Annotated in this window: 25 protein-coding genes; 23 read left to right on the top strand and 2 right to left on the bottom strand. The window is 32.6% G+C overall.

The genetic code is table 11. The features are described from left to right. Window positions 1–170 precede the first annotated feature (170 nt). The 4 genes from HALSAC_RS15065 to HALSAC_RS0104545 all read left to right on the top strand — a co-directional run bounded on the left by HALSAC_RS15065 (window position 171) and on the right by HALSAC_RS0104545 (window position 2,862). Window positions 171–914 carry a 4Fe-4S binding protein gene (locus tag HALSAC_RS15065; RefSeq protein ID WP_051412078.1) on the top strand — a complete coding sequence of 248 codons (744 nt, stop codon included), beginning with the start codon at window positions 171–173 and terminating at the stop codon, window positions 912–914. Window positions 915–1,027: 113 nt separating this feature from the next. Beyond that, the gene (gene nrdG / locus HALSAC_RS0104555; protein ID WP_211231301.1) at window positions 1,028–1,528 is read left to right on the top strand and encodes an anaerobic ribonucleoside-triphosphate reductase activating protein; all 501 of its coding nucleotides are present in this window, start codon (window positions 1,028–1,030) and stop codon (window positions 1,526–1,528) included. Between the two features lie 192 nt (window positions 1,529–1,720). After that, window positions 1,721–2,365 (top strand): hypothetical protein, encoded by a 645-nt coding sequence (locus HALSAC_RS0104550; RefSeq protein WP_027339273.1) that lies wholly within the window; start codon window positions 1,721–1,723, stop codon window positions 2,363–2,365. Next, window positions 2,362–2,862 (top strand): dihydrofolate reductase, encoded by a 501-nt coding sequence (locus HALSAC_RS0104545; RefSeq protein ID WP_027339272.1) that lies wholly within the window; start codon window positions 2,362–2,364, stop codon window positions 2,860–2,862. Before HALSAC_RS0104550 ends, HALSAC_RS0104545 begins: the two co-directional genes overlap by 4 nt. 12 nt (window positions 2,863–2,874) lie before the next feature. Here HALSAC_RS0104545 and HALSAC_RS0104540 read toward each other — a convergent pair whose 3' ends face one another. Then, complete coding sequence (locus tag HALSAC_RS0104540; RefSeq protein WP_245579427.1) at window positions 2,875–3,087, bottom strand: hypothetical protein; 213 nt, start codon at window positions 3,085–3,087, stop codon at window positions 2,875–2,877. A 255-nt stretch (window positions 3,088–3,342) separates the two neighbouring features. Between HALSAC_RS0104540 and HALSAC_RS0104535 the strand changes: the two genes are divergently transcribed. The 3 genes from HALSAC_RS0104535 (at window position 3,343) to HALSAC_RS0104525 (ending at window position 5,512) form a co-directional block, all read left to right on the top strand. Further along, window positions 3,343–3,642 (top strand): DUF2103 domain-containing protein, encoded by a 300-nt coding sequence (locus HALSAC_RS0104535; protein WP_027339270.1) that lies wholly within the window; start codon window positions 3,343–3,345, stop codon window positions 3,640–3,642. A gap of 228 nt (window positions 3,643–3,870) precedes the next feature. Next, window positions 3,871–5,013 carry a LysM peptidoglycan-binding domain-containing protein gene (locus HALSAC_RS15060; RefSeq protein ID WP_035571290.1) on the top strand — a complete coding sequence of 381 codons (1,143 nt, stop codon included), beginning with the start codon at window positions 3,871–3,873 and terminating at the stop codon, window positions 5,011–5,013. 55 nt (window positions 5,014–5,068) lie between these two features. Further along, window positions 5,069–5,512 (top strand): hypothetical protein, encoded by a 444-nt coding sequence (locus tag HALSAC_RS0104525; RefSeq protein ID WP_027339269.1) that lies wholly within the window; start codon window positions 5,069–5,071, stop codon window positions 5,510–5,512. Window positions 5,513–5,557: 45 nt separating this feature from the next. On the opposite strand, the gene HALSAC_RS17240 is transcribed toward HALSAC_RS0104525, so the two are convergent. Next, a complete protein-coding gene (locus tag HALSAC_RS17240) occupies window positions 5,558–5,731 on the bottom strand; it encodes a hypothetical protein (protein WP_169730080.1) in 174 nt (57 codons plus the stop codon). A 424-nt stretch (window positions 5,732–6,155) separates the two neighbouring features. Between HALSAC_RS17240 and HALSAC_RS0104515 the strand changes: the two genes are divergently transcribed. The 16 genes from HALSAC_RS0104515 to asnB all read left to right on the top strand — a co-directional run bounded on the left by HALSAC_RS0104515 (window position 6,156) and on the right by asnB (window position 24,125). Continuing rightward, entirely contained in the window at window positions 6,156–6,650 is a 495-nt protein-coding gene (locus tag HALSAC_RS0104515) for a hypothetical protein (RefSeq protein WP_027339268.1), read from the top strand. 268 nt (window positions 6,651–6,918) lie between these two features. Further along, complete coding sequence (locus HALSAC_RS15055; RefSeq protein ID WP_051412077.1) at window positions 6,919–9,219, top strand: alpha-amylase family glycosyl hydrolase; 2,301 nt, start codon at window positions 6,919–6,921, stop codon at window positions 9,217–9,219. A 170-nt stretch (window positions 9,220–9,389) separates the two neighbouring features. Beyond that, window positions 9,390–10,709 carry a 30S ribosomal protein S12 methylthiotransferase RimO gene (rimO, locus tag HALSAC_RS0104505; RefSeq protein WP_027339267.1) on the top strand — a complete coding sequence of 440 codons (1,320 nt, stop codon included), beginning with the start codon at window positions 9,390–9,392 and terminating at the stop codon, window positions 10,707–10,709. Then, window positions 10,709–11,269, top strand: a complete 561-nt coding sequence (pgsA, locus tag HALSAC_RS0104500) for a CDP-diacylglycerol--glycerol-3-phosphate 3-phosphatidyltransferase (protein WP_027339266.1) — start codon at window positions 10,709–10,711, stop codon at window positions 11,267–11,269. The genes rimO and pgsA overlap by 1 nt, the downstream gene beginning before the upstream one ends. Further along, window positions 11,247–11,693: a phosphatidylglycerophosphatase A family protein gene (locus tag HALSAC_RS0104495; protein WP_035571288.1), complete on the top strand. Its 447-nt coding sequence runs from the start codon at window positions 11,247–11,249 to the stop codon at window positions 11,691–11,693. The genes pgsA and HALSAC_RS0104495 overlap by 23 nt, the downstream gene beginning before the upstream one ends. 332 nt (window positions 11,694–12,025) lie before the next feature. Beyond that, entirely contained in the window at window positions 12,026–12,508 is a 483-nt protein-coding gene (locus HALSAC_RS0104490) for an NUDIX hydrolase (RefSeq protein WP_027339264.1), read from the top strand. A 488-nt stretch (window positions 12,509–12,996) separates the two neighbouring features. After that, window positions 12,997–13,287: a MazG nucleotide pyrophosphohydrolase domain-containing protein gene (locus tag HALSAC_RS0104485; protein WP_027339263.1), complete on the top strand. Its 291-nt coding sequence runs from the start codon at window positions 12,997–12,999 to the stop codon at window positions 13,285–13,287. A 71-nt stretch (window positions 13,288–13,358) separates the two neighbouring features. Beyond that, the gene (locus HALSAC_RS0104480; protein WP_027339262.1) at window positions 13,359–13,829 is read left to right on the top strand and encodes a GNAT family N-acetyltransferase; all 471 of its coding nucleotides are present in this window, start codon (window positions 13,359–13,361) and stop codon (window positions 13,827–13,829) included. 283 nt (window positions 13,830–14,112) lie between these two features. Continuing rightward, window positions 14,113–14,775, top strand: a complete 663-nt coding sequence (locus tag HALSAC_RS16345; RefSeq protein ID WP_027339261.1) for a hypothetical protein — start codon at window positions 14,113–14,115, stop codon at window positions 14,773–14,775. A gap of 291 nt (window positions 14,776–15,066) precedes the next feature. Next, window positions 15,067–16,029, top strand: coding sequence for a M23 family metallopeptidase (locus tag HALSAC_RS16340; RefSeq protein WP_051412076.1), 963 nt, complete (start codon window positions 15,067–15,069; stop codon window positions 16,027–16,029). 397 nt (window positions 16,030–16,426) lie between these two features. Beyond that, window positions 16,427–17,308, top strand: coding sequence for a hypothetical protein (locus HALSAC_RS0104465; RefSeq protein WP_051412075.1), 882 nt, complete (start codon window positions 16,427–16,429; stop codon window positions 17,306–17,308). Window positions 17,309–17,490: 182 nt separating this feature from the next. Beyond that, complete coding sequence (locus HALSAC_RS0104460) at window positions 17,491–18,129, top strand: NUDIX hydrolase (protein WP_027339259.1); 639 nt, start codon at window positions 17,491–17,493, stop codon at window positions 18,127–18,129. A 179-nt stretch (window positions 18,130–18,308) separates the two neighbouring features. Then, complete coding sequence (locus HALSAC_RS0104455; RefSeq protein WP_027339258.1) at window positions 18,309–19,424, top strand: PRK06851 family protein; 1,116 nt, start codon at window positions 18,309–18,311, stop codon at window positions 19,422–19,424. A 296-nt stretch (window positions 19,425–19,720) separates the two neighbouring features. Next, window positions 19,721–20,569: a diaminopimelate epimerase gene (dapF, locus tag HALSAC_RS0104450; RefSeq protein ID WP_027339257.1), complete on the top strand. Its 849-nt coding sequence runs from the start codon at window positions 19,721–19,723 to the stop codon at window positions 20,567–20,569. 39 nt (window positions 20,570–20,608) lie between these two features. Then, on the top strand, window positions 20,609–21,850 hold the full coding sequence (locus HALSAC_RS0104445; RefSeq protein ID WP_027339256.1) for an LL-diaminopimelate aminotransferase: 1,242 nt from the start codon (window positions 20,609–20,611) through the stop codon (window positions 21,848–21,850). A 418-nt stretch (window positions 21,851–22,268) separates the two neighbouring features. Continuing rightward, the gene (gene asnB, locus HALSAC_RS0104440; RefSeq protein ID WP_027339255.1) at window positions 22,269–24,125 is read left to right on the top strand and encodes an asparagine synthase (glutamine-hydrolyzing); all 1,857 of its coding nucleotides are present in this window, start codon (window positions 22,269–22,271) and stop codon (window positions 24,123–24,125) included. The last annotated feature ends 337 nt before the right edge of the window (window positions 24,126–24,462 follow it).

Raw genomic sequence — 24,462 nt, 5'->3', positions numbered from 1 at the left:
GTTATAAAGAGAGCAGGCCACTTGGTCTGCTTTTTTTAGTGTTTGAGTTAATAGTAATAAAACTATGATCTATTAATATAAATACATCACTTAAACTTGACATTTGGGATAGAAAGTAATATAATCACCCCATACCCCCTGGAGAGGGGGTAAAAAAAGGGGGGGTAATAATGGAAAAATTAAATGATTTTAATATTAAAAAATATTTATGGTGGGCTATACCTTTAATCGCTTTTGGAGGTCTATTTTATCCTAAACTAGGGTTATCAATGCTCTTGATAATGGGAATTATAATAGGAGTAGGGTTATTTAATGGTAAGTATTGGTGTGGGAATTTATGTCCCCACGCAAGCTTATTTGATAATATTCTTAAACCGAGGTCCTTTTCTAGAGAGCTACCTAAAATATTTAAATCAAAGGTCTTTAAGTGGGGATTTTTCACATTTTATATGATTATGTTTATAGTTAGAATTATTAGAGTAAGTTCAGGCTGGGGAAGTGATGGTTTTTGGGATAACTTAGGTTTCTTATTTGTTATTCAATATTTAGTGATGCCCACTATATTAGGGTCTAGCTTGGCAATTTTAATAAGTCCTAGAACTTGGTGTCACGTCTGTCCTATGGGAACTATGGGCCAAGTAATGGATAAGGTAGGATCTACTTTGAAATTGAATAAGAGAACTGAAACTAAGATTCAAATTAGTGATAAAGATGACTGTTTGGAGTGTGGTCTATGTACTAAGGCTTGTCCAATGGGATTAGAACCTCATAAAAACTTTAACGAAGGAAATATCTTTGATCATCCAGATTGTATTAAATGTGGAGCTTGTATTAATTCTTGTCCAGTAAATATTTTGTCTTTAGATAAGACGGATATAGGTGGAAGAGAAACTGATATTGGAACTACAGTTTAAAGGGAGTATTGTTGACTCTATAAAGGTATGATATAATAAAAATAATAGTGTATGTAATAAAAATCCATAGAATATTCTATGGATTTTTATCTGTTATGAAGGAGGAATTTAAATTGTTAAGGGTAGCAGGGGTAAGTCCAGAGAGTCTAGTTGATGGTCCTGGGATTAGGTTTACCATCTTTGCTCAAGGGTGTAGTCATAAATGTAAGGGTTGCCATAATCCTTCCACTCATCCTTTAGAGGGTGGTAAACTTATGGGAGTAGAAGAGATAATTGATAAGCTAAAGGGTAAGCTATTGATAAAAGGACTAACCTTTAGTGGCGGAGACCCTTTTTTACAAAGCAAAGGGTTTCATTTATTAGCTAAGAGGGTAAAAGAGGTTAATAAGGACTGGGATATCCTTGCCTATACTGGTTATCATTTTGAGGATTTACTTAAGGATAAAGAGAAGAGAAGGCTACTAGAGGTTATAGATATATTAATTGATGGCCCCTTTGTAGAGGAGAAGAAAGATCTAGGATTGAAGTATCGTGGATCATCAAATCAACGGATCATTGATGTCCAAAGATCATTGGATGAAGATAGGGCTATTTTATATAGTGAAGAATACTAGTAATAAAGTGTCACTTTCGTGCCACTAGTAATGGGTAATGAGTGAAGAGTAATGAGTAAAGTCAAAATCTCTTATAAGTCTTAGGAAACAAAGGGGTTTCTGTTTTTTTAAGGTTTTACCCATTACTCATTACTGATTACTCATCACCAGTAATAAAGCTACGCTTTATTACTACAAAAGGGAGGTTAAACAATGAATGATCTAATTAAAAAAACAAAAGATTACTTAAGTAAATACAAGGTTGATGATGTTATAAATAAAAACTCTAAAATTCTATTCATTCTAGAATCCCCTCATACTCAGGAGATGAAGTTTGGTTATCCAGTGGCGGGGAGTTCTGGTTTTGAGATGACAAGGTTTATCTATGGAGCCGATCATAAAGATTCTTTTGGTAAGGTGGTCAGTCAAATTGAAGATTATGAACAAAGTTATCGGGGATTAACTAGATTTAGTTTGTTAAATGTATCTTCAGCACCTATGCAGGGTGATGGACTTAAAGGTTATAATTTGAGTAATGCTGACAAAGAGGTAATTGCTATACTAGAGAAGTTGAGAGTAAACTATGGAGCAAGGAATCACAAAAAAAAAGAGTGGAATGAAGTAAAGAGTATATTGATATCTGATTTTAAAGAAAGGTTAGTCAAAACTACTGAAAGGGTAGCTTCCTTAGAATATATAGTTCCTTGTGGTAAATTTGCTAAAAGCTATTTAGATATTGTTAAAGAAGAATTAATAGAAAGTATTAAGGTTGTAGAGGGTATACCTCATCCATCTTTTAACCAGTGGAGGCACTATGATTCTATGGGTAATTTGAGAAAGGTAATTGATAGTATATGAATATATCGATGATCGTAGCTACAGATAAAGGTGGGGTAATTGGAAAAGGTAATAAGATGCCTTGGGATATAAAGGGTGATCTAAGATATTTTAAAGAGGTTACAACTGCTCACCCAATTATTATGGGGAGAAAGACTTATCAGAGTATAGGAAAAGCATTGCCAGGTAGAAAGAACTTTATATTAACTAGAGATAAGAGTGTTGAGATTGAAGGTTGTATAGTATTTAATTCCTTAGATGAGGCTTTGGATTTTATTAAATCTGTAGATGATGAAGTCTTTATTATAGGTGGTGCAAAGATATATAGTTTATTTTTACCCTGGGCCAACAAACTTTATATTACTAAGATAGATCATAGCTTTGTAGGTGATACCTTCTTCCCTAAAGTCAATTGGAAGGATTGGGAGAAGGTATGGGAGAAAGAAGGGGAGGATGCTAAAGAAGGTGCTTATAATTATAAGCACTATGTTTATAAGAGAGTAAAGAGTAGTAAGTAAAAGCCCTTGTTGTTATCCACAATTTGGACAAGTGCTTGGCTCGCAATCAATTACATAACGGATTGCTGCATCTAGCTCTACTATATTTTCATCTTCATAGTCATTTATTCTAATCATTCCAAGAAGTCCGTGGTCTTTCTTCCATTTCAGATAATCTTCTACAATCTTTTGTGCTCCTCTTTCAGAAAAGGGATTGTCAAAATCTTTAAGAACATCTAAGTACATATCTCGTGGAACTTCTAAGACCTTGTGTCTTACCTCAAAACAGAAGTCATTAGCATCTTTTTCTTTTATTTTTTTTAAATATTCGATTATCCTTCACCTCCTTTACTTATTCTTTCTCCTTTTTTAAAAATAATTCAATCTGAGCAAAGATATTTGGATAATTATTTATTCTGTAATATAATATTAGTATAAGACTAAGAAAGATACAATATGGGGGTATAATTATAAAGATAAATTAATAGAAAGGAGACTAGAATGAGTAAGGATAATAAGTACAGGGCCAACAAAATTAAGCAGGAACATACGATTATAGAGGATATTTTACCTCTTTTAGAAGAAATATCAGAACTAGAGGTGGTTAAGAGTATAATTCCTGGGAGGATAAATAGAAGAGGGGGAAGTGGGATGCCACCTCATCTAAGGCTTAAGTATCCAACTCCAAGTGGTATAAAGATTCTGGCTAAAAATAGTGCTTCTATACAAGAGGTTTTTGTTGTAACAGATGATTCAGATAAGGCAATGCTTTTAATTAAAAATAAAAAATTTGTGAAGTAGAAACTGTGGTATTGCTGATTGTATAAGTATCAGTGATACCACAGCTATTTTTTTAAAGGAAATTAACTGATTATGTAGAAGTAAATAAAGTGAGTACTAAATTTTTAAGAGGTTAATTTTATCTATGTTTTAACCTTAATATTTATGGTTTATGCTCCATAGTACTTATTAAAATTAAAAAATTAAAAAAATTTAAAAAATCAATACAAAGATAGAGGAGGTTTTTCAGTGAGAAGGGTTATAGTTAGTTCTTTTATATTAACTTTGGTATTTTTATTAGGGGTTAATTCAGTAGGTTTTGCAAATGATTTACCCTTTGAGAATTATAAGTTAGGGGTTGATGCATTCGAGAGGGGAGATTGGGTAGAGGCTGAGAGGCACTTTGATAGGGTGATAATGAGAGACTTATCTCATTCTGATTATTTATCTAAGTCAATCTACTTTAAGACGGTAATTTTGGCTGCTCAAATAGAGAGAGATTTGAAGTTAGAAGAGGCTTTTATAATAGGTGAAGGAGAACTTCCCTTTGATCAGAGAGAAAAGAGGGAAGAGTTTAAGAATTTGGCCCAAAATTATAGGAGGGATTCTCAAAGGAAGGTAGATACTTTGATTGGACTTAATAATCACCTTCTAAACAATCTTCCACCGCTAAATATAGAGATTGACAATGTTAGAAATAGATATAGGTATGATAGTGGGTTGATTTCTGATATTCAAAATGGTATTATGGTTGATGATAATGGAATAAGGGAACTAGAAGAAGGTATTTTAGCAGAAAATATCAGCAAGTATTTAGATTTAACATTGGGAGTAGATTCCTTTGATAATATATTCTTGACTAGTGCTAGAGAAGGGGACAGTCTTTATTATTTGGCCCAAAAGTATGAAGTTCCTTTAAGGTTATTGATAGATCTAAATACACATATTAGAAATCCAAATTTGATTTATCCTGATCAAAAGGTGTATATCCCTAGAGTGAATAGTTCAACTATAAATTATCCATCTTATTTCTATTATATCTCTGATATTGCTTATCAGGCGAATCCAAGACGTAGAGATGATATTACAAAATTAGTATTTAAAGCTTATCAATTAACAAATGATTCTAAAGTTAATAACCTTACAGTTGACCCTGTAAGATTAATAGAAGAGTTTGAAATAAGTGAGTATTCAGAGCAATTGAGGATGCAAGAGAAGAAGATAGGATCTCAAAGAGAAGAGATTGGTCGTATTAAGAATATGTATCAAAAGTTAATTAAGGAGTTGCAAGGGTTAAAAGAAGAAGAGCCTGAGAAAGACAGCCAACAAGAAGAAAGGCTAACTCCTAGTGAAGAAGGTTATGATCCTACTGATGATCCATTATATTATTAAAATTTTATGAAATCCGAGGGCTAAGTCCCTCGGATTTAAGATTGGGAGGTAAGAGATGAAGGAATATATAGGGTTATTATCAGTAATTTACATAATAGCAGTTATAATTAAGCTAAAAGATAATAGTAAGACCTTTGAGGACTACACGATGGAATATGAAGAGGTTAAAGTTTATTTAAGAGCAATAAGTCAACGTAAGGATCCCTTTATTTTAATGAAGCTAAGCAGTTTCGTATTTTATATATTCTTGTTCTTATACTATATTGCCAATTCAATCGTATTTGACTCTTATACTATTACTAACTTTTTAAGTTATGCTCTTCTTATCTTTGGACTATTTAAATTAAGTAAAAAGATATCTATAAACTCAATTGATGATCTAGAGAAGAGCATTGATAGTAATAAAAAGACCTATAAAATAAAACAAAAGATTAACTTTTATCTAGGTTTATTAGAGTTTGCATATGCTTTTAATGTTTTAGTATTAATTAGTTTTTGAAAGTTAATTTAAATTTGATTGGACAAGCCTTCTGATAACAGGAGGCTATCTTATTTTTTGATTGAATTCTTTGGTATTAATTATTGCTTGTAAAAGATTGATAACACCATCCAATTCATCTTCCTTGATATACCTAACATCGTGAACTTTATTGCTTTGAATTCGTTCTAGGTCACCTACTATTTGTTTTAATCCTTTTAAATTTGTATAGTCTAGCATATTTGCTATCCTCCTTCAATATTAGGTCTTGGAAAGGTTTATTTATATTATTTGTAAAAGTTTAATTAATAATGTTAGTAAAAAATAGATATTATAGATTAATATTGATTAAGGTGATTATTATTTATAAAGTAAAGTTAAAATAAATTTTTTAGAGGAATAAAAAATGAATGAATTAAAGAATAATAATAAAGAGAACCTATTATAAAAAATATTGTTAGGAGGGTGAAAAATTAGGATAGTTACCTTATCTATTATTATAGTTATTCTAACCTTTATTATATTCTTGCAATTAGGTGGACAAATCACAAATGTCATTACTATCTTAAGAGATTATAATGAGCTGATACAACTATCCACTTCACTCCTTTTAGCTTATGTAACCTGGAGCTATGCATATGCTAGTCAAAAGACCTTAGAGTTTATGAGGTACTCCTTTGAGAAGGAGTATGAAGAGGATATCAAATTTATGTTTGTCAATATAGAGGATGAAGAGTTGCACGATTCTCAAAAAGATTTGGAAAAAGAGATTAAATTTTTTGAGAACCAGGAGGTTATAAACGGGAGAGATAAGATTCCGGAAAGATTAATTTTAGAATTTGATAATACCTGTATATCCTTAAGGATATTTAACTCTGGTAGGAGATTAGCTTCACATTTGAAGTTGGAGTATAGAGTAGAAATTAGAGACTTAGATCATAGTTTATATAATAGCTGGGAAGTTAAGACGATTATTCCAAAAACCCTTCAGCCTAATGACTATATAACTTTTCCTTTGGTAAAAGTTGAAGGTGCACCTAGGATAGGGATTCAAATTTTATCACTAAAGACTTACAATGGTTTAGGTAAAGAGCAACTTAATAATTCACCAAAGGCTAGCTGTTGGTATGAGAATAAGAATATAAGGGTTAGCGATTAGAATTTGACATTATATTAATATTGATATATAATATAAACAAGTAATAAGATATAAAATTTAAAAATTTGAGGGCTATCTTATATAGATAAGAACCCCGGTCAATTATTAGAAGTTACTTAATAATTGGTCGGGGTTTTTTGATTTCTTATGCATATATTTATTTAATATATAATTAATTTAAATAATATAAGGTTAGCTCTAAATGTTATAATTATGGTAATAGTGTATTGGTCTAGGATATGTAAAAAAAGATTAAGGAGTGATGTTAATGGATTATAAGGTGAAAAGAAAGTATAGAAAGGTAGTTAGAGATAAATTTTTGCTTCCCAAATTACATAGTTTAGGTTATTTAGAGGAAGATTTAAATATTGGGTCCAAGGAGTTAGTAAGTTTAGGCAGAAGGAAGGTCTATGCAGAAGTAGACTTGGTTATTGAGAGTTATGGTAGACCTGTTATTGCTGCTATAGTAAGAAGTGGAGCTGAGTCTTTAACAGAATATATTAAAGGTCAAGCTTTTTCTTATGCTCACTTATCTACACCAAGTATACCTTTGGTTCTTTTAACTAATGGAGTAGAGACTGTAGTATATAATACAGAGACAGGTGAAAAGTTAAAGGAGGTTCCTACTAAGGGGGAGGCAAGTAAATTTAAAATAGATGAAAGTATTACTAGAGAGTTAAGGTCTAAAGCTTTAGATAAGGTTTTTGCTTCAGTGTCATTATGGGATGAGACTAAAAGGTTAAGTCCATACCATAACCAGGTAATGAGATCTTTTTATAATCCAACTTTGAAGACTCATTTTAATACAAAGGTATTTCATAATAATAATTATTCACCTAATATCCCCCAAAAGGGAGAAGAGGTTTCAGTTAGGGTAAGTAGTGAACGAAAATTAATCGATAAGGTTTATTTATACTATACAATCGATGGCAGTGATCCAAAAGGTAAGAAGGGCCAACTTGATAACGGAGAGGTCTTAGAATTAAAGAGAAGTTATACTGAAGCTTCCCCAGTAGGAGAGAAGTTAATTGACTGGTGGGAGACTAAGATTCCAGGTGTAGATGAAGGCACAAGGGTTAGGTATATAGTAGAAGGATATGATAGTAAAGAAGATAAATCTTATTTTGCAGATGGTGGAAAAGAGAGTCCGTTAGGAGCTAAAAGTTTCTCCTATTCTGTAGAAGCTTATAATACTCCTCACTGGGCTAGAGAAGCAATAGTTTATCAGATACAAGTAGATCGTTTTTGTGATGGAGATCCTACTAATAATTATGATCTTGGTTTTAAAGCAACTGATTACCAAGGTGGAGACTTGCAAGGGGTTATAGATAGGTTAGATTATATAGAGGATTTAGGAGTTACTGCTATCTGGTTAACGCCATTTTATAAAGGAGAAGCTTATCATGGCTACCATATAACTGACTTTTTAACTGTTGATCCTCATTTTGGAGATAATGAGCTCTTAAGAGAGTTTATAGATAAGGCTCATAAAAAAGGCTTAAAAGTTATTTTAGATATGGTTCCAAATCATTCTTCTAATAAACATCCATTCTTTGTGGAAGCTCAACAGGATAAGAATAGCCCTTATTATAAGTGGTATAAGTTCGATAATTGGCCAAATGATTATCAAACCTTCTGTGGTGTTAAGGAGCTACCTAAGGTAAATAATGATCACCCTGATGCTAGAGCTCACTTTATAAAAGAGCAGGCTTTGGGTTGGTTGTTGGATTATGATGTTGATGGATTGAGGATGGATCATGCTAATGGACCTTCTCATGACTTTTGGGTTGAATTAAGAGCTGCAGTCAAAGAGGTTAAACCTGAGGCTTATATCTTTGGTGAAGTTTGGGAAGGACCAGGTATTATTAAAGAGTATGAAGGTGAGCTTGATGGATGCTTTGACTTTTCAAGTGTTTGGTCTTTTAGAGAGTTGTTTATTTATGGTAGTAAGACGGTTTCAGAATTTAAAGAAGATATTGAGTATTTAGATGAGTATTATAATTCAGAATTTATCTTAGGAAGGTTCTTGGATAACCATGATATGGATAGATTTCTATGGGAGGCAAAAGAGGATAAGAGGCGACTTAAGTTGGCTGCTGCCTGTCAGTTTAGTTTGAAGGGAACACAATTTATCTATTATGGAACAGAGGTTGGTTTATCTCAAGAGAACCCTTGTTATGATGACAATACTGGAGGTATTATCTTTGATAATTCCCGTGACTTTATGCCTTGGGGAGAAGGGCAAGACAAAGAGTTATTCTCTTTTTATCAAAAGTTATGTAAGATCAGAAGAGAGAATAAGGCGCTTAGTTTAGGAGATAGAAGGGATATTGTCTTAGATGATAAGCAGGGTATTTGGGCTTATTTAAAATCTTATGAAGACAATAATCTAATGGTATTATTAAATACTAAAGATGAAGGTGGAGAGGTAGAGATCGATTTGAATGAGGAAAGCTTTATTAAAGAAGAGAAGCTTAGAGATTTATTAACTTCTACAAGTTATGATCTGATAGATGGCAAATTAAAGGTTGAGCTACCTCCTTTAGCTGTTATGATTTTGAAGGGGTAAATAATACTTTGTTAAAATTGAGTAATTTCTTTGAATAAAAATGATAAATAGTATATAATTATTTAGAGTAGGAGAGCAATTTAAATTGCTCTTTTATTTATTTTAGATCAAAAAAGTAATCTATAAAATAATTATTTAGGTTAAAATATAGAAGGAGTGGATTTATAAAGATGGCTAAGATAGGTTTGTTAAGTTTAGGATGTGCTAAGAATCAGGTTGATTCTGAGATTATGCTTGGTTTGATACAGGAGAATGGTCATATTGTTGTAGAAGATTATAAAGAAGCTGATGTTTTGATAGTTAATACTTGTGGGTTCATATCTGATGCTAAAGAGGAATCAATAGAGTCAATTTTGCAGTTGGCCCGATATAAGGAAGAAGGAAATTGTGAAGTTTTGATTGTTACAGGTTGTTTATCTCAAAGGTATAGTGAAGAGTTACAAAAGGATATGCCTGAGATTGATGCTATTTTAGGAACAGGGAACTTTGATAAAATTGTAGAAGTGATAAATGATACTCTTGAAGGTAATGATAACTTTGGAGTTAGTTCCCCAGACTTTGATTATGATAGGTACTTACCAAAGAGCAATTTAACCCCTAAGCATACGGCTTATTTAAAGATTGCTGAAGGTTGTAATAATTGTTGTTCTTATTGTATTATTCCCCAACTGAGAGGGAAGCTAAAGAGTAGAACGATAGAGAATATAATAGAAGAAGCCAAAGAGTTGGCAAAGAAAGGTATCAAAGAGGTCAATATTATAGCTCAAGATATAACTCAATATGGAATAGACCTTTATGGAGAGGGTAAGTTAGTAGAGTTATTAAAGAGACTTTTAGAGGTGAAAGAAATTAAGTGGTTTAGGCTATTGTATGCTTATCCTAGTCATTTAAATGATGATTTGATTGAGTTGATGGCTAAAGAGGATAGAATATGTAATTATCTTGATTTGCCTGTCCAACATGCTCATAGGGATATTAGAAGAGAGATGAATCGTAGTGGAAGCAAGGAGGATATTTTAGGGGTAATAGAGAAGTTAAGAGATAGAATACCTGATATTACATTAAGAACATCTTTAATCGTAGGTTTTCCTGGTGAAAAGCAAGAACACTTTAAAACGTTATTGGACTTTATTAAAGAAGCTAAATTTGATCGCCTTGGTGCTTTTACTTATTCAAGAGAAGAAGGAACAAGAGCAGCCACTCTCTCTGACCAAATATCAGAAGAGACGAAACAAGAAAGGCATCAAAGGGTTATGGATTTACAAAGGGATATCTCTTTTGAAGTGAATCAAAGGTGGGTTGATAAAGAGGTTGAAGTTTTAGTAGAGGAAGTACAAGGAGATGGCTTACTTATAGGAAGAACTAGAAGAGATGCGCCAGAGGTTGATGGAGTTATTTATATTAAGAATAGTAAGGCCCAGGTTGGAGATATGATTAGGGTTAATGTAATAGAAGCTTATGAATATGATTTAATGGGAGTGGAGATTTAATGAAATTAAATTTGCCTAATAAGCTGACTTTACTTAGAATTGCTTTAGTACCTGTTTTTATGGCTTTTTTGTTGATCCGTTTTGCTGATGCTTATCAAGTCTATGGTAGATATGTTGCAGTTGTAGTATTTATTATAGCTGCAATTACTGATGGAGTAGATGGATATATTGCTAGAAAGCGGGGTCTTGTAACTAGATTAGGAAAATTTATTGATCCTTTGGCAGATAAGCTTTTAATCTCGGCAGCTTTAATTGCTTTAGTTGATCTAGGTGATATAAGTGCATGGCCAGCTATTATTATTATTGGTCGTGAGTTTGCAGTTACTGGTTTGAGAGTATTAGCAGCTGCTGAAGGAGTTGTTATAGCTGCTAGTAATTTGGGGAAGTATAAGACTAATGCACAGATATTTGCAATTATTGCTTTAATGGTTAACCTTCCTTATGCTCAAGTATTATTATGGATTGCTGTTATCTTAACGGTTATATCTGGTTTAGATTATCTGATGAAGTCGAAAAAAATAATTAAGGATGATACAGATGAAAAAAGCGAGGATAATTAAATTTTTAGCAACAGGCTTTAATAGTGGTTTAAGTCCTTATGCTCCAGGGACGGCAGGAACTTTAGTTGGATTGATTTTGGTATGGATTCTCTTAGCTATAGGGGTAGCAATTGATTTTCCTTTGGTTTTTATAATTACCATTGCAGGTATTTATTTGGCCCAAAAAGCAGAAGATTATTATGGGGTAAAGGATGCTCAACAGATTGTAATTGATGAGATTGCAGGTTTTTTTGTTGCGATGTATGGGTTAGGGGCCAACATGCTTATCCCAGCCTTTGTTCTATTTCGAATTTTTGATATCTTAAAGCCGCCTCCAATTAGAAACCTTCAAGAGTTTCATGGTGGGGTAGGGATAATGTTAGATGATATATTAGCTGGAATAATCGCTAATATCTTAATTAGAATGGTTATTTTCTTTGTTTAGAGTACAACGATTATCGTTGTACTCTTTTTTTATTAAAGCAAAGTTGGCCTGGCTAATTAAGTCCAACGTCTCATCCCAAGACTACTTCTTTATGAAAATCATCCTAGGGTCACAGAGTAAAATATTTTAATTTTTGCAATTAATAGATTTCAAGCTTATAGATTATTTTGGAGGAGTATACTATTTCATATAGAAAAAATAATAATAGCCAATTGTTTATATATATTACTTGAAGGCTTTGTTAATAAAAAATTTATGTAACATTACACACTTGTTTTTAAAAGAATGATTTTGCAATAAAATAAAACATTAGATAATTAGGAGGAAAGGTTATGGAAAATGATTGTGGATTTACAAAAGAAAATGGCTGGTTTAGATATAGAGCTGCTGCAATTATTATAGAGAATGATTGTGTATTATTTGCCAAAAATGAGATAGATGATTATTATTATTCTATAGGTGGTGCTGTGCATATAGGTGAGAAGGCCGAAGATGCTGTTAGAAGAGAAGTGTTAGAGGAAACTGGAGTTTCATATAAAATTGAAAGGTTAGCTTTTATCCATGAAAATTTTTTTAAAGGTTCTGGTAGTTTAGATGGATATAAATGTCATGAAATTGCGTTGTATTTTTTGATGAAATCTAGAGGAACACAGGAACTTAATAGTAATAGTTATTCGCCTTTTGGTGTTAAAGAGTATATGCATTGGATTCCAATTGACAAGTTAGAACATTATAAGGCATTTCCAACTTTCTTTAAAGATAAAATTAATAATTTTGAAGATAGAGTAGAGCATATTATTACATACGAATATTAGACATAATTTCATAGCTATTGCCAAAGTCTATCTCTAATATCACATAAACCAACTAATAAAGGGATGGTAGGAATAGTTATAACCTCTTTAAAACCTTAAGCGCAAAGGCTTGATGCAGATTAAAATCTGATAAGAGCCGACTGAAATCAGACTAATACCTAAAGAATAATCAAGAATCATAAAAGATAGTTGAAAATTGGTAATTGAGAAGTTATAGTTGATAGTTGTAGAGTAGAAAGGAAATTAATAGTTGGAGGTTAGAAGAATAGGATGCTAAAAGGGTAGCTAAAGGTTGGCTGTCTCTTTTGTTTGTGCTTTTTGTCGAAAAAAGTTGTAAATAGATTAATTTAATTGTTTTTGAAGGAATCTATTCTTTGAAAGCATAATTATATAAGTTATGATGTTAATACTCACAACTGGATAGTTTAAATGACATATGTTAAGTGAAATCGTCCTAAATGAAATTTATGGGAGAAGGAGGAGGTTTTATGGAAGAAAAATTAACTATAGAAAAGCTACAGAGTTACATAAAAGATAAGGATTATAATCCAGACTTGAAACAAGGCTACTTTATGAAGTTAATAGAAGAGATTGGTGAACTTGCAGAAGTTATTAGAAAAGAAAGAAAAATGGATGAAACTAATAAGATAAAAGGGACTATTGAAGAAGAGCTTTATGATGTTTTATATTATATAGTAGCTTTAGCAAATGTCTATGATATTGATTTAGAAGAATGTTTTTATTTGAAAGAAACTATTAATAATCAAAAATATGGATGAATCGAGTTTTTAAGATAAGTAAGATTTAAAAGTGAAGTGAGCATTTAAAATTAAAGTAGGAGTGGATAAAGGTGAAAATTAGGGAGATGAAAGAATATGATATTGGGTTTGTTTGGAAGTTAATTAGAAATAATTTTGATAAAGTAATGATAAAATATCATTCTAAAGAGATAGTTGAAAAGTTTAAAAAACATAATAAGCCCGAAAAATTAAAAGAACAAATGAAATGGAAAGAAATATATGTTGTTGAAGAAAATGACGAAATTGTTGGAACAGGAGCAATTGCTAATTTTGGTGATGATAATTTGCCTAAGTATTCTGTGTCTAATTTTTTTGTTAAACCAGAATTACATAAAAGAGGTATAGGAAGATTTATCTTTGAGCATTTATTAGAAATTGTTAAAGAGAAAGATGTGAATAAATTTCATGTTCCAAGTAGTAAAAGTGGATTAAAATTCTATAAGAAAATGGGATTTATAGAAGATAAAGTTCAGCCTGATAAGAAGGATGAGATAATTTGGATGACAATGGATTTATCTTAAATTTTATAAAAATAAGGTTAAGGTTTTAAATGTAAATTTAGTGCATAGGTGACTTCACTTAAATCAGCTAATAAAAGTCAAGAATAAATATTTCTAGAGCTAAAAATAGGCATGACAAAACAAGCTTACTTTTTACTACTCCCCTCCCCTGTCAATTAATTAAGAGTTACTAGAGATAACTAATAATTGTTCTAAGTGACTGACTATTTATGAAAATTTAATTACTTTCTTAAGTTACAACCCCATTAGATCTTAAACACCTAAAAATGAAAGGAGTTTTTAAATGAAAATTAATAATGCAATGCAGCCAAGCAATAATTTTGATTTAAGCGACAAAAGCAATTGTAATAATATTGAGGATTTTAAATCTATTCTTCATACGAGAGACAACTCTAACAAAAGTGCAAAAGATTTTTTATCAACCTTAACATCTACCGAATTATATAAAATCCAAAAAGCTAATAACCTAGCTTCACCAATAAATGTTAGCAATTTATCTCAAGAAGGTGCAGAAAATCTTTTCAACAGACCAGTTGATGGTCGGGAGTTAGTAGATTTAAACAATGATGGCATAGTAGAAGTTGGAGAAGCTAAATCATTTGTTTTTCCACCACCTAATGCTCCAGAATCTGTTAAAGAAGCTTGGGAAGAAGCAACTGCTGATTTAACCTTAAGAGAAAAAAGCTTGATTAAATTTAAATTTTTAACTAGACAACTTGAAGCAAATAGCTTTGAAGATGCAAATGGTAATATCAAAATACTAAGCCCAGGAGATAGTGGTTGGGTAAATATATTTGGCAGCACAGAAGATGACTATATTAGTTTGCTAAAAGAGTTAATTGACAGAATTGATAATCCTTTAGCACCAAGAAATGAACAAGAACAACAAAATGACCAGTTAGCAAGAGATGTATTTTCAGATATGATTGATATAATTAATTCTTAATTGTAGTATTAATTTGTTAATGTTGCTCAGGAGAGGCAGATCAAGAGCTAGTTGGAGATAAGTGATGATTGTTCTGGGGATGATCTTGGGAGTATGACTGTTTGTGGCTGATTATTTATAGTTTAGATGCTCTATCACCCTACTCTGCTTTAATCTAAAACGGGTATTAACGACACATGTCGTTAATACCAATAACTCGATAGTTTATAACGACATCAGTCGTTAATATTAAAGTTATGTGAGATCTCTAAAAACAACATAGAATTAATATAACAGAAAGGAATTATTTATATGAACAGAGATAACATGTTTTCAAATTTAAAAAAATTATCAAAAATAGTTTTAGTGCTTCTGATGGTGCTGACAGTAATAGAGAGAATTATGTATCCACCACAAGACTTAGTAAATATAACTAGACTATTGCTTATAACAGTGTTTCTTATTACTGCACTAGCTCTTCCGTGGCTAAAAAATGCTGGTTTATTCTTTAAATCTTTAGGTTTAATAGGGATAATTCTATATACTTTAGGTTTTTTAGTTTTAGATTCGTATACCTTAATAGTAATAGCTATTTTGATCGGGATTTTAATGTTTATATTTAGTACTTCTTTTGAGAGTGTTAAAGACGGAAATGAAAAAAATGAAGATAAAGAAAATGAGTTTTTTCCACAACAAGAACCTACTGAAAGAGCAGGTGAAACAAAGATCCTTGTTAAATATTATATTTCAGTAATATTATCATTTTTTAATCCTTTTCAATTCTTTCAAATGATCAAGCAAATAGTAGGAAGTATATGTTTATCTGAATTAGAAAATTTTCAGCAAAAGAAAAAATATACTTTACCGTTTGCAGATGAATGGTTAGTTCTTAATGGGGGTATTGAGAAAAAAGATTCTCATTCATGGGATGTTGTTAATCAACGGTATGCTTATGATTTAGTAGTATCTGATTCGAACAATAGACAACACAAAAATAATGGAGATAATCTTAAAGATTATTATTGCTATGGGAAAAACATTTTATCTCCTGAAGATGGAGAAGTTATAAAAGTTAAAGATGGCATTAGAGATTGCCCACATCCCGGCACTATTATGATAGACTTTTTGGCTAAAGATTTCAGAGGTAACTTTGTCATAATAAAATATGAGGAAAAAGAATATTCTTTTATGGCTCATTTTATTCCTGGAAGTTTTAAAGTTAAGAAAGGGGATTATGTTAAAAGAGGAGAAATAATTGGTAAATGTGGCAATTAAGGACATTCAACAGAGCCACATCTTCACATTCATTTTCAAGATCATCCTAATTTTTATCTAGGTCGAGGAATTCCCATTAGATTTAACAACTTGAAAATTAACGGGGAGGATAAAATAGATTCATATATAAAAAAGGCGAAAGGGTTGCACCATTGCATTCTTTAAAAATACAAGATGGTTTTAGCAACAAAGGAATTTAAGAAGTTAGTTAATGAAGCAAGTATAAAGATATCGAGACGGTCACATAACAGCAAGGTTTACGGCTCCACTCCTATCGTCGTTTCACCCAAATTTCTTCATCAAGGGCAGTCGCCCTAGGATTCAGAAACTTCGTAAACCTGCGGTACGTTATGTGACAGAAATATACTACTGTTTAAGATGAGAGAGGAGAAAAATAATGGATGAAGTTAAAGAAGTAGAAAAAAATAAGTCTAAAAAAATGAATGATAAAAATAAAGATATAATTACATGTGGAATCATTATGCCTATTTCTTCTAGTGATGGTTGTTCTAGTGAACATTGGTTAGAGGTAAAGACAATTTTTCAACAAGCTACTGGTGATATTGAGACATATCAATTTAAAACTATGATGGTTAGTGAGTCAGAAGATATTGGGATTATACATAAACGTATAGTACAAAATGTTTATAATTCTGATATAGTTATTTGTGATATAAGCACTAAAAACCCTAATGTTATGTTTGAATTAGGAATGAGATTAGCATTTGATAAACCTACAATAATTGTAAAAGATGATTATACTGACTATTCTTTTGATACAGGAGTAATAGAACATTTGGAATATCCAAGGGATTTAAGATTTACTAAAATAGTTGAATTTAAGAAAACATTAAGAAGAAAGTTAATTGCAACATTAGAAGAATCAATAAAAAACCCAGATTATTCAACTTTTTTAAAGAGTTTTGGTCAATTTAAAATTGCAACACTAGACGAGCAGGAAGTTAGTCCTGATAAAGCTATTTTAGAAAACATATCAGATTTAAGACATGAAATTTATTTACTTAGGAAAAATAATCAAAAACACAAATCGAAATTTAATAAAGATTATCCTTTAGAGGCGATTGTTAGAGCAAAATCTGAAATAGATAAGTGTATTGGTGAAATTAGTGCTACATCAATAGAGGATGTTTTAAATAATGTAGATTTATATCAAAGACTTATTGATAAAATATCACCAGTTAGGTATTTTCCTACTGAAGAAGAATATAGAGAGTTTTATGATTATATTTTAAAAGAATATAGTCATAAAAAAATTTAGAGAATTAATGTTAAATTAATATCTTTTATAAAAATCCGTATATTTCCATCACATAAACCAGCTAATAAAGGGGTGGCAGGAATAATTAATAGTTGAAAATTATAAACCTTGAAATACAAGTAAGAATCATAAAAGGCAGTTGAAAATTGGTAATTGAGAGTGGATGTTAGAATGGAGGTTTTATGAGAGTAAAAGATTTAAAAAAGTTAAAGGATTCATTGCTAAAACAACCTAATATACATCAAAGGGATGAATACTTTAATTCGGCAGTTTTAATTCCTTTGATAAATTTAAAGGGTGAATATTATCTTCTCTTCCAATTAAGAGCTGAGAGTATTAGGCAAGGTGGAGAGATTTCCTTCCCAGGTGGAAGGTATGAAAAAGAAGTAGATGTTGATTATCAAGCTGCAGCTATAAGGGAATGTGTAGAAGAACTAGGTATTGCTAGAGAGAAGATTGAGGTTATAGGAAGATTAGATACAATGGTTACGCCAATGGGTATAATTATTGAACCATTTATAGGATTCTTACATATAAGTTCTTTAGATCAGTTTGATATAAATAAGGATGAGGTGGAACGAGTCTTTGCACTACCTCTAAGTTATTTTATTGAGAATAAGCCTAAAGAGTATGGGATTAAAGTTGAGTTTCAACCATATTATTTTGATGAAGATGGGAAGAAGGAGATTTTGCTACCTGCAGAAGAACTAGGATTACAAGAAAGGTATAAAGAACCTTGGAGCGGAAAAGATAGGAGTGTTTATTTATATTCCACTTCTGAGGGGACTATTTGGGGCATAACCGCAGCCCTTATCCAGTAGTTGATAAAGCGGATAGATTAAAAGAGGAGATACTCGATTAATTGAGTATCTCTTTTTTACTATTAAGTGTCAGTTCTAGGTTAATGTATTCTTTGACTAATATTTTCTAAAGTAAATAAGCAATAATTTAACCTTCTAAGCATAAATATTAAAGGTAAGTTATAAAAGGAGGTTAGAGAATGGGAAGAGTAAAGAATTATTTTCCAGGAGGTAATACGAGTAAAGGTTTTCATTCTTTTTATGAGTATTTACCCTATGAATGTGATAGAATCTTTGTAATTAAAGGTGGTCCTGGGACAGGTAAATCTACATTTATGAAGCGTATGGGTGAAGATTTAATTGAAAGAGGCTATGGTGTAGAGATGCATTGGTGTTCTTCAGATAAAGATTCTTTGGATGGGTTGGCTATTCCTGATTTAAAGGTTGCTTTTTTAGATGGAACTTCCCCCCATATGATTGATCCTCAATACCCTGGTGCTATAGATGAAATTATAAATTTGGGTCGTTATTGGGATCGTAAGAAGTTGGAGAATAAGAAGGATAAGATAGTTGCCTTAAGCAAAGGGGTTTGGAATGCTTTTAATAAGGCTTATGCTTATTTGGATGAAGCCAAATTGATACATGATAGGTGGGAAGAATATTATTTAGAGGCAATGGACTTTCAGATGGCAAATATGAAGACAGATTACCTTATTAAAGATATTATTAGTCTAATTAGGGTACCTTATAGAAGAGGAGTATTTAGAAGAGAAGATTTTGCAGATGAAATGGGTAAAGAAAGACATTTATTTGCTAGTGCTTTTACTCCCCAAGGTGTGATAAATTATTTTGATGAATTGACAGAGGATTTAAGATTTCGTTATATTATTAAAGGAAGACCTGGGACTGGCAAATCTACACTAATGAAAAAAGTTGCTCAAGCTGTAAGAGAGAAAGGTCTTGATGTTCAATACTTTCATTGCTCCTTCGATCCTGATAGTTTAGATATGATCATAGTAGATGATTTAGGTGTTGCCATATTAGATGGAACCTCTCCTCATATAATAGATCCTTCTAGAGAAGGTGATATTGTAGTTGATATGGTGGAGTGCTTAGACATAGATACTATCGAAAGTCATAAAGAGGAGATTAAAGAGGTTGAGGGTTATTATAAGCAGGTGATTTCTAAAGCGCTCTCTTATATCCAAGAAGCTAAATCTTTACATGATGAGCTTGAGGAATTTTATGTAGAAGCTATGGACTTTGATGAAGTAGAAGAAAGAAGGCGCAGTATAGTCGATAAGTTATTAGGGTAAAAAGTTGGATTTATAATAAAAGATAAAGCCGTTGAACTTTCAAAAGTTTAACGGCTTTATCTTTTATTATATTGATAGATTAAATTCTATAAAGTGTGGAAATCTAAGAAATATACATCTGTTAGGTTATATTATTTTAGTAAAAACACTTGACAAAGGAAAAGAAAATGATTATAATTATCATTAAATAGTTAACACAAACATAACATAAAAATGATATGAGATGATGTTTGAGCTAAAGTTTGTAGGGGTTATCAGTATAAAAATTAAGCTTACATAAAATTGGAGGGGTAATTGTGAAGTTTACTAAGATGCATGGATTGGGTAATGATTTTATAATGGTTAATGCCTTTGAAGAGGGAATTGAAAATCTAGAAGGTTTGGCTAAAGATATATGTGATAGGCGTTTTGGTGTTGGGGGAGATGGGTTGGTTTTAATTCTTCCATCTGAGAGTGATGAGAATGATTTTAGGATGAGAATCTTTAATCCAGATGGAAGTGAACCAGAGATGTGTGGGAATGCTATTAGATGTTTTGCTAAGTATATTTATGACAGAGAAATGACTGATAAGATGAAGGTTAGAATTGAGACTTTGGCTGGAGTTATAATACCAGAGTTGATTCTTGAAGATGGTGAGTTTAAAGCTGTAAGAGTTGATATGGGTCAACCGAGGTTAAGAAGTAAAGATATTCCTTTTGCGGGGGTTGAGCAACAACAGGTAGTTGGAGAAACTTTAGAGGTAGATGGAGAAGAGTATAGTATTACCTTGGTTTCTATGGGTAATCCTCATTGTGTAATCTTTGTCGATGATGCCGATGGTTTTCCTGTTAGGGAAGTTGGCCCTAAAATAGAAAACCATCCCTTGTTCCCAGAAAAGACAAATGTTGAGTTTATAGAGGTTTTAAACTCTAAAGAGTTAGAAATGAGAGTTTGGGAAAGGGGAGCAGGTGTTACTTTGGCTTGTGGAACTGGTGCTTGTGCCTCGGCTGTAGCTGCCATCTTAAATGAATTGAGTCATCGAAAGGTTACTGTTCATTTGCTGGGTGGAGACTTAACTATTGAGTGGTCAGAAGATAATGATCACCTTTATATGACAGGGCCAGCAGAAGAGGTCTTTGGGGGAGAGTTTAGAATTAAGAATTAAGAATTTAAAAATATAATATATTAATGGGAGATGAGAAGAATGAGAGAAGAGAGTTATATTCAACAGTTATTTTCAAAAAGAATTGGTGGAAGTGGATTTGGGAAAGGTGATGTAGTTTATAAATTTGAAAAGATAAAGCGGGCCAAAAGGGCTGCTATAGATGCTAACCCTGGAGTTGATTTGATAGACATGGGTGTTGGCGAACCTGATTGGATGGCAGATGAAGGTGTAATAGATACTTTATGTGAAGAAGCGAGAAAATGGGAAAATAGAGGTTATACAGATAATGGAATCTTGGAATTTAAAGAAGCAGCAGCTAAATATATGGAAGAGGTTTATGGTGTAGAGGGAATAGATCCCCAAAGTGAGGTGAACCATTCTATTGGTTCCAAACCTGCTCTGGCAATGTTACCTAGTGCCTTTATTAATCCAGGTGATATTACTATTATGACTACGCCAGGTTATCCAGTTATGGGAACTCATACAGAATGGCTAGGGGGAGAGGTTGTTAACCTTCCTTTATTAAAGAAAAATGATTTTTTACCTGACCTATCTACTTTAACTAAAGATCAGAAGAAAAGGGCCAAGTTGCTTTACTTAAATTATCCTAATAATCCTACTGGTGCAGTAGCTAACAGAGAGTTTTTTAAAGAAGTGATTGCTTTTGCTAAGGAGAATGATATTATAGTAATTCATGATGCCGCATATGCTGGTTTAACCTTTGATGGATATAAGCCGTTGTCATTTTTATTGATTCCTGGAGCTAAAGAGGTTGGGATTGAGATACAATCCTTATCCAAAGCTTTCAATATGACAGGGTGGAGGATGGCCTTTGTGGTTGGAAACCCTTTAGTGGTTAATGCTTTTGCGACAGTTAAAGATAATAATGACTCAGGACAGTTTGAAGGGATTCAACAGGCTGCTGTTTATGCTCTTGATCATCCAGAGATTACTGAGAAGACTTCTAAGAAATATTCAAGAAGACACAATATGTTAGTTGGAGTACTTAGTGATTTAGGTTTTGATATTACTAAACCTAAGGGTTCTTTTTATCTATATGTTCCTATTCCTAAAGGAGTAAAGGGTGGGGTAGAGTTTGCAAATGCAGAAGAGTTCTCTCAGTATTTAATTAAAGAGCATTTAATATCTACAGTACCTTGGGATAATGCGGGAGCTTTTGTTAGGTTCTCTGTGACCTTTGTAGCTGATGGTGAGGAAGAGGAGAAGAGGATTATTGAAGAGATAAAAGATAGGTTATCTCGAGATGAGTTTATATTTTAGGTTTGGGTGAAAATTAATAGTAATAAAGTGTCGCTTTTGAAGATCAAAAAGAAAAGATTAAGAACTTTTTGGAACCACGAATGAACACTAATAGGCACTGGTATAGGTCAAAACCTACTTTATTTATTATTAAAGTTTAGTATTTTAATTTTAAGAATTTATTGATATAAGTTTTTAAGATCTTTTATTCGTGATGATTCGTGTTCATTTGTGGTAAAAAATATTTTGACCTTTAATGATTCTGCTAAAAAGAATATAATTAATTAAGAGACTTTTGGGGAAACCCGAAAGTCTCTTTTTTACTTAAAAAAACTATCACAATATAAAAACAAATATCATATTATGAAATTACAGATAATAGAAATATAAATAAGAGTGAGGAAAATATATCTGTTTTAAATAATAAGGAGGAGATTTTATGTGTGGAATTGGTGGCTGGCTAGATTGGCGAGAGGATTTGCAAAGGGTTGCTAATAAAAGGGGTTTAGAAAGGATGGGGGAGGTTCAATCTCATCGAGGCCCAGATGCAACTGGTAGTTGGTTTGATGAAAATATGGGCTTGGTTCATAAAAGGTTGATTGTAATTGATCCTGAAGGTGGGGCTCAACCTATGGTTAAAGAGGTTGGTGGGAATAAATATATTATGGTTTATAATGGTGAGCTTTATAATACTGAGGATTTGCGTAGAGAACTTAAAAGGTTGGGTCATACTTTTAGAGGCTATTCAGATACTGAGGTTCTCCTGACTTCTTATATTCAGTGGGGTAAGGGTGCTGTTAAGAGGTTGAATGGTATCTATGCCTTTGGGATTTGGGATTGTCGTAAGAAGCAGTTGTATATGGCTAGAGATAGGATTGGGGTTAAACCTCTATTTTATAAGGAGGGTAAAAGCTCTCTTATCTTTGCCTCTGAGCTTAAGGGGTTATTGGCCCACCCCAAAGTGAAGGCTAGAGTTGATAGAGAAGGATTAAATGAACTTCTAATTATGGGTCCAGGAAGGACTCCAGGCTGTGGTGTATTTTCGGGTATAAAGGAGCTGAAGCCTGGCTATAGTCTGACTTGCAACTCTGGAGGTGTAGAGATTGAAAAGTATTGGGAATTAAAAAGTCAAAAGCATAGAGATTCTCTAGAAGATACTGTTGAGCGGGTAAGAGAGCTTTTTGTAGATGCGGTCACTAGGCAGTTAGTATCTGATACTCCTCTTTGTACATTATTATCTGGAGGTTTAGATTCTAGTGCGATTACAGCGATAGCAAGTAATTATTTTAGAGAAGAGGGTAGGGGTAAGTTGCATACTTATTCTGTAGATTACAGAGATAATAGCAAGCATTTTGAAGCTGATACTTTTCAACCGAGTTCTGACAACCAATGGATTGAATTAATGGTTAATTATTCAGATACAGACCATAGTTCTATTATCCTGGAGAATAAGTTTTTGCTGGAAGGTTTAAGGGAGGCTTTGTTGGCCCGTGATCTTCCTGGAATGGTAGATATTGATGTTTCCTTATATCTTTTCTGCCAAGAGATCAAGGAAAATTTCACTGTTGGAATATCTGGAGAGTGTGCAGATGAGATCTTTGGAGGATATCCTTGGTATCATCAGGAGGAGGCCTTAAGGGCCAACACCTTTCCGTGGTCTAGAACTATCGAGCAGAGGTTGAATCTTATAAACTCTGATTTGCTAGCTAAGATTAAACCTGAGGAATATTTGGATTTTCGGTATAAAGAGGCTCTAGCTGAGGTTCCGCGTTTAGAAGGTGGAGGGGATAAAGATGGGAGGATGAGAGAGTTGTTTTATCTAAACCTTACCCGTTGGATGCCGACCTTGTTAGATAGAAAAGATAGAATGAGTATGTTTACAGGTTTAGAGGTTAGAGTTCCCTTCTGTGACCATAGATTGGTAGAGTATGCCTGGAATATCCCTTGGGAGATGAAGAATTTTAAGGGGAGAAGAAAGGGTATATTGAGAGAAGCTTTGAAGGGGTTATTGCCAGAAGAGGTGAGGTTACGCCCCAAGAATCCTTATCCGAAAACTTTTGACCCTGCTTACTTTAGAGCTACTAAGGATTTGCTTTTAGCTCTTTTAAATGATAATAATTCTCCATTGTTAGAATTTGTAGATGTGGATTACCTATATCAATTAACTGGGGTAGATAAGGATTTTGATATTCCTTGGTATGGTCAATTGATGAGGTTGCCCCAGTTATTTGCTTATCTTGTACAGCTCAATAATTGGATAGAAGAGTATAATGTACAGATAAGTGGAGTTTACTAGTAATAAAGCGTAGCTTTATTACTAGTGACGAGTGATGAGTAATCAGTAATGGGTAAAACCTTAAAACCTCAGACCACATCCCCTTTACGAGTTTCAAGAAACTCTTCATGGTTATTATCTTCACCAAAGTGATTGTGAAGATAATTTCCCTAAGCCCTTCCCCTTATCTAAGGAGAAACCGATTTTACTGGTTTTGGTACGAAAGGGAATTGAATTTTATTCCCTGTAGGGCACGAAGAGTCTTGTTCTTTAGACTCGAAGAGGGGAAATACTTTCCGCCCTCTCTCTTCAGAGGGGGAGAGGCTGGTTTTGCACGGAGTGGTCGATAGACCCCGGA

The sequence above is a fragment of the Halonatronum saccharophilum DSM 13868 genome (genome assembly GCF_000517025.1).
In the GTDB taxonomy this organism is placed as follows: domain Bacteria; phylum Bacillota; class Halanaerobiia; order Halobacteroidales; family Halobacteroidaceae; genus Halonatronum; species Halonatronum saccharophilum.
This window is presented reverse-complemented; position numbering and strand designations above follow the sequence as displayed.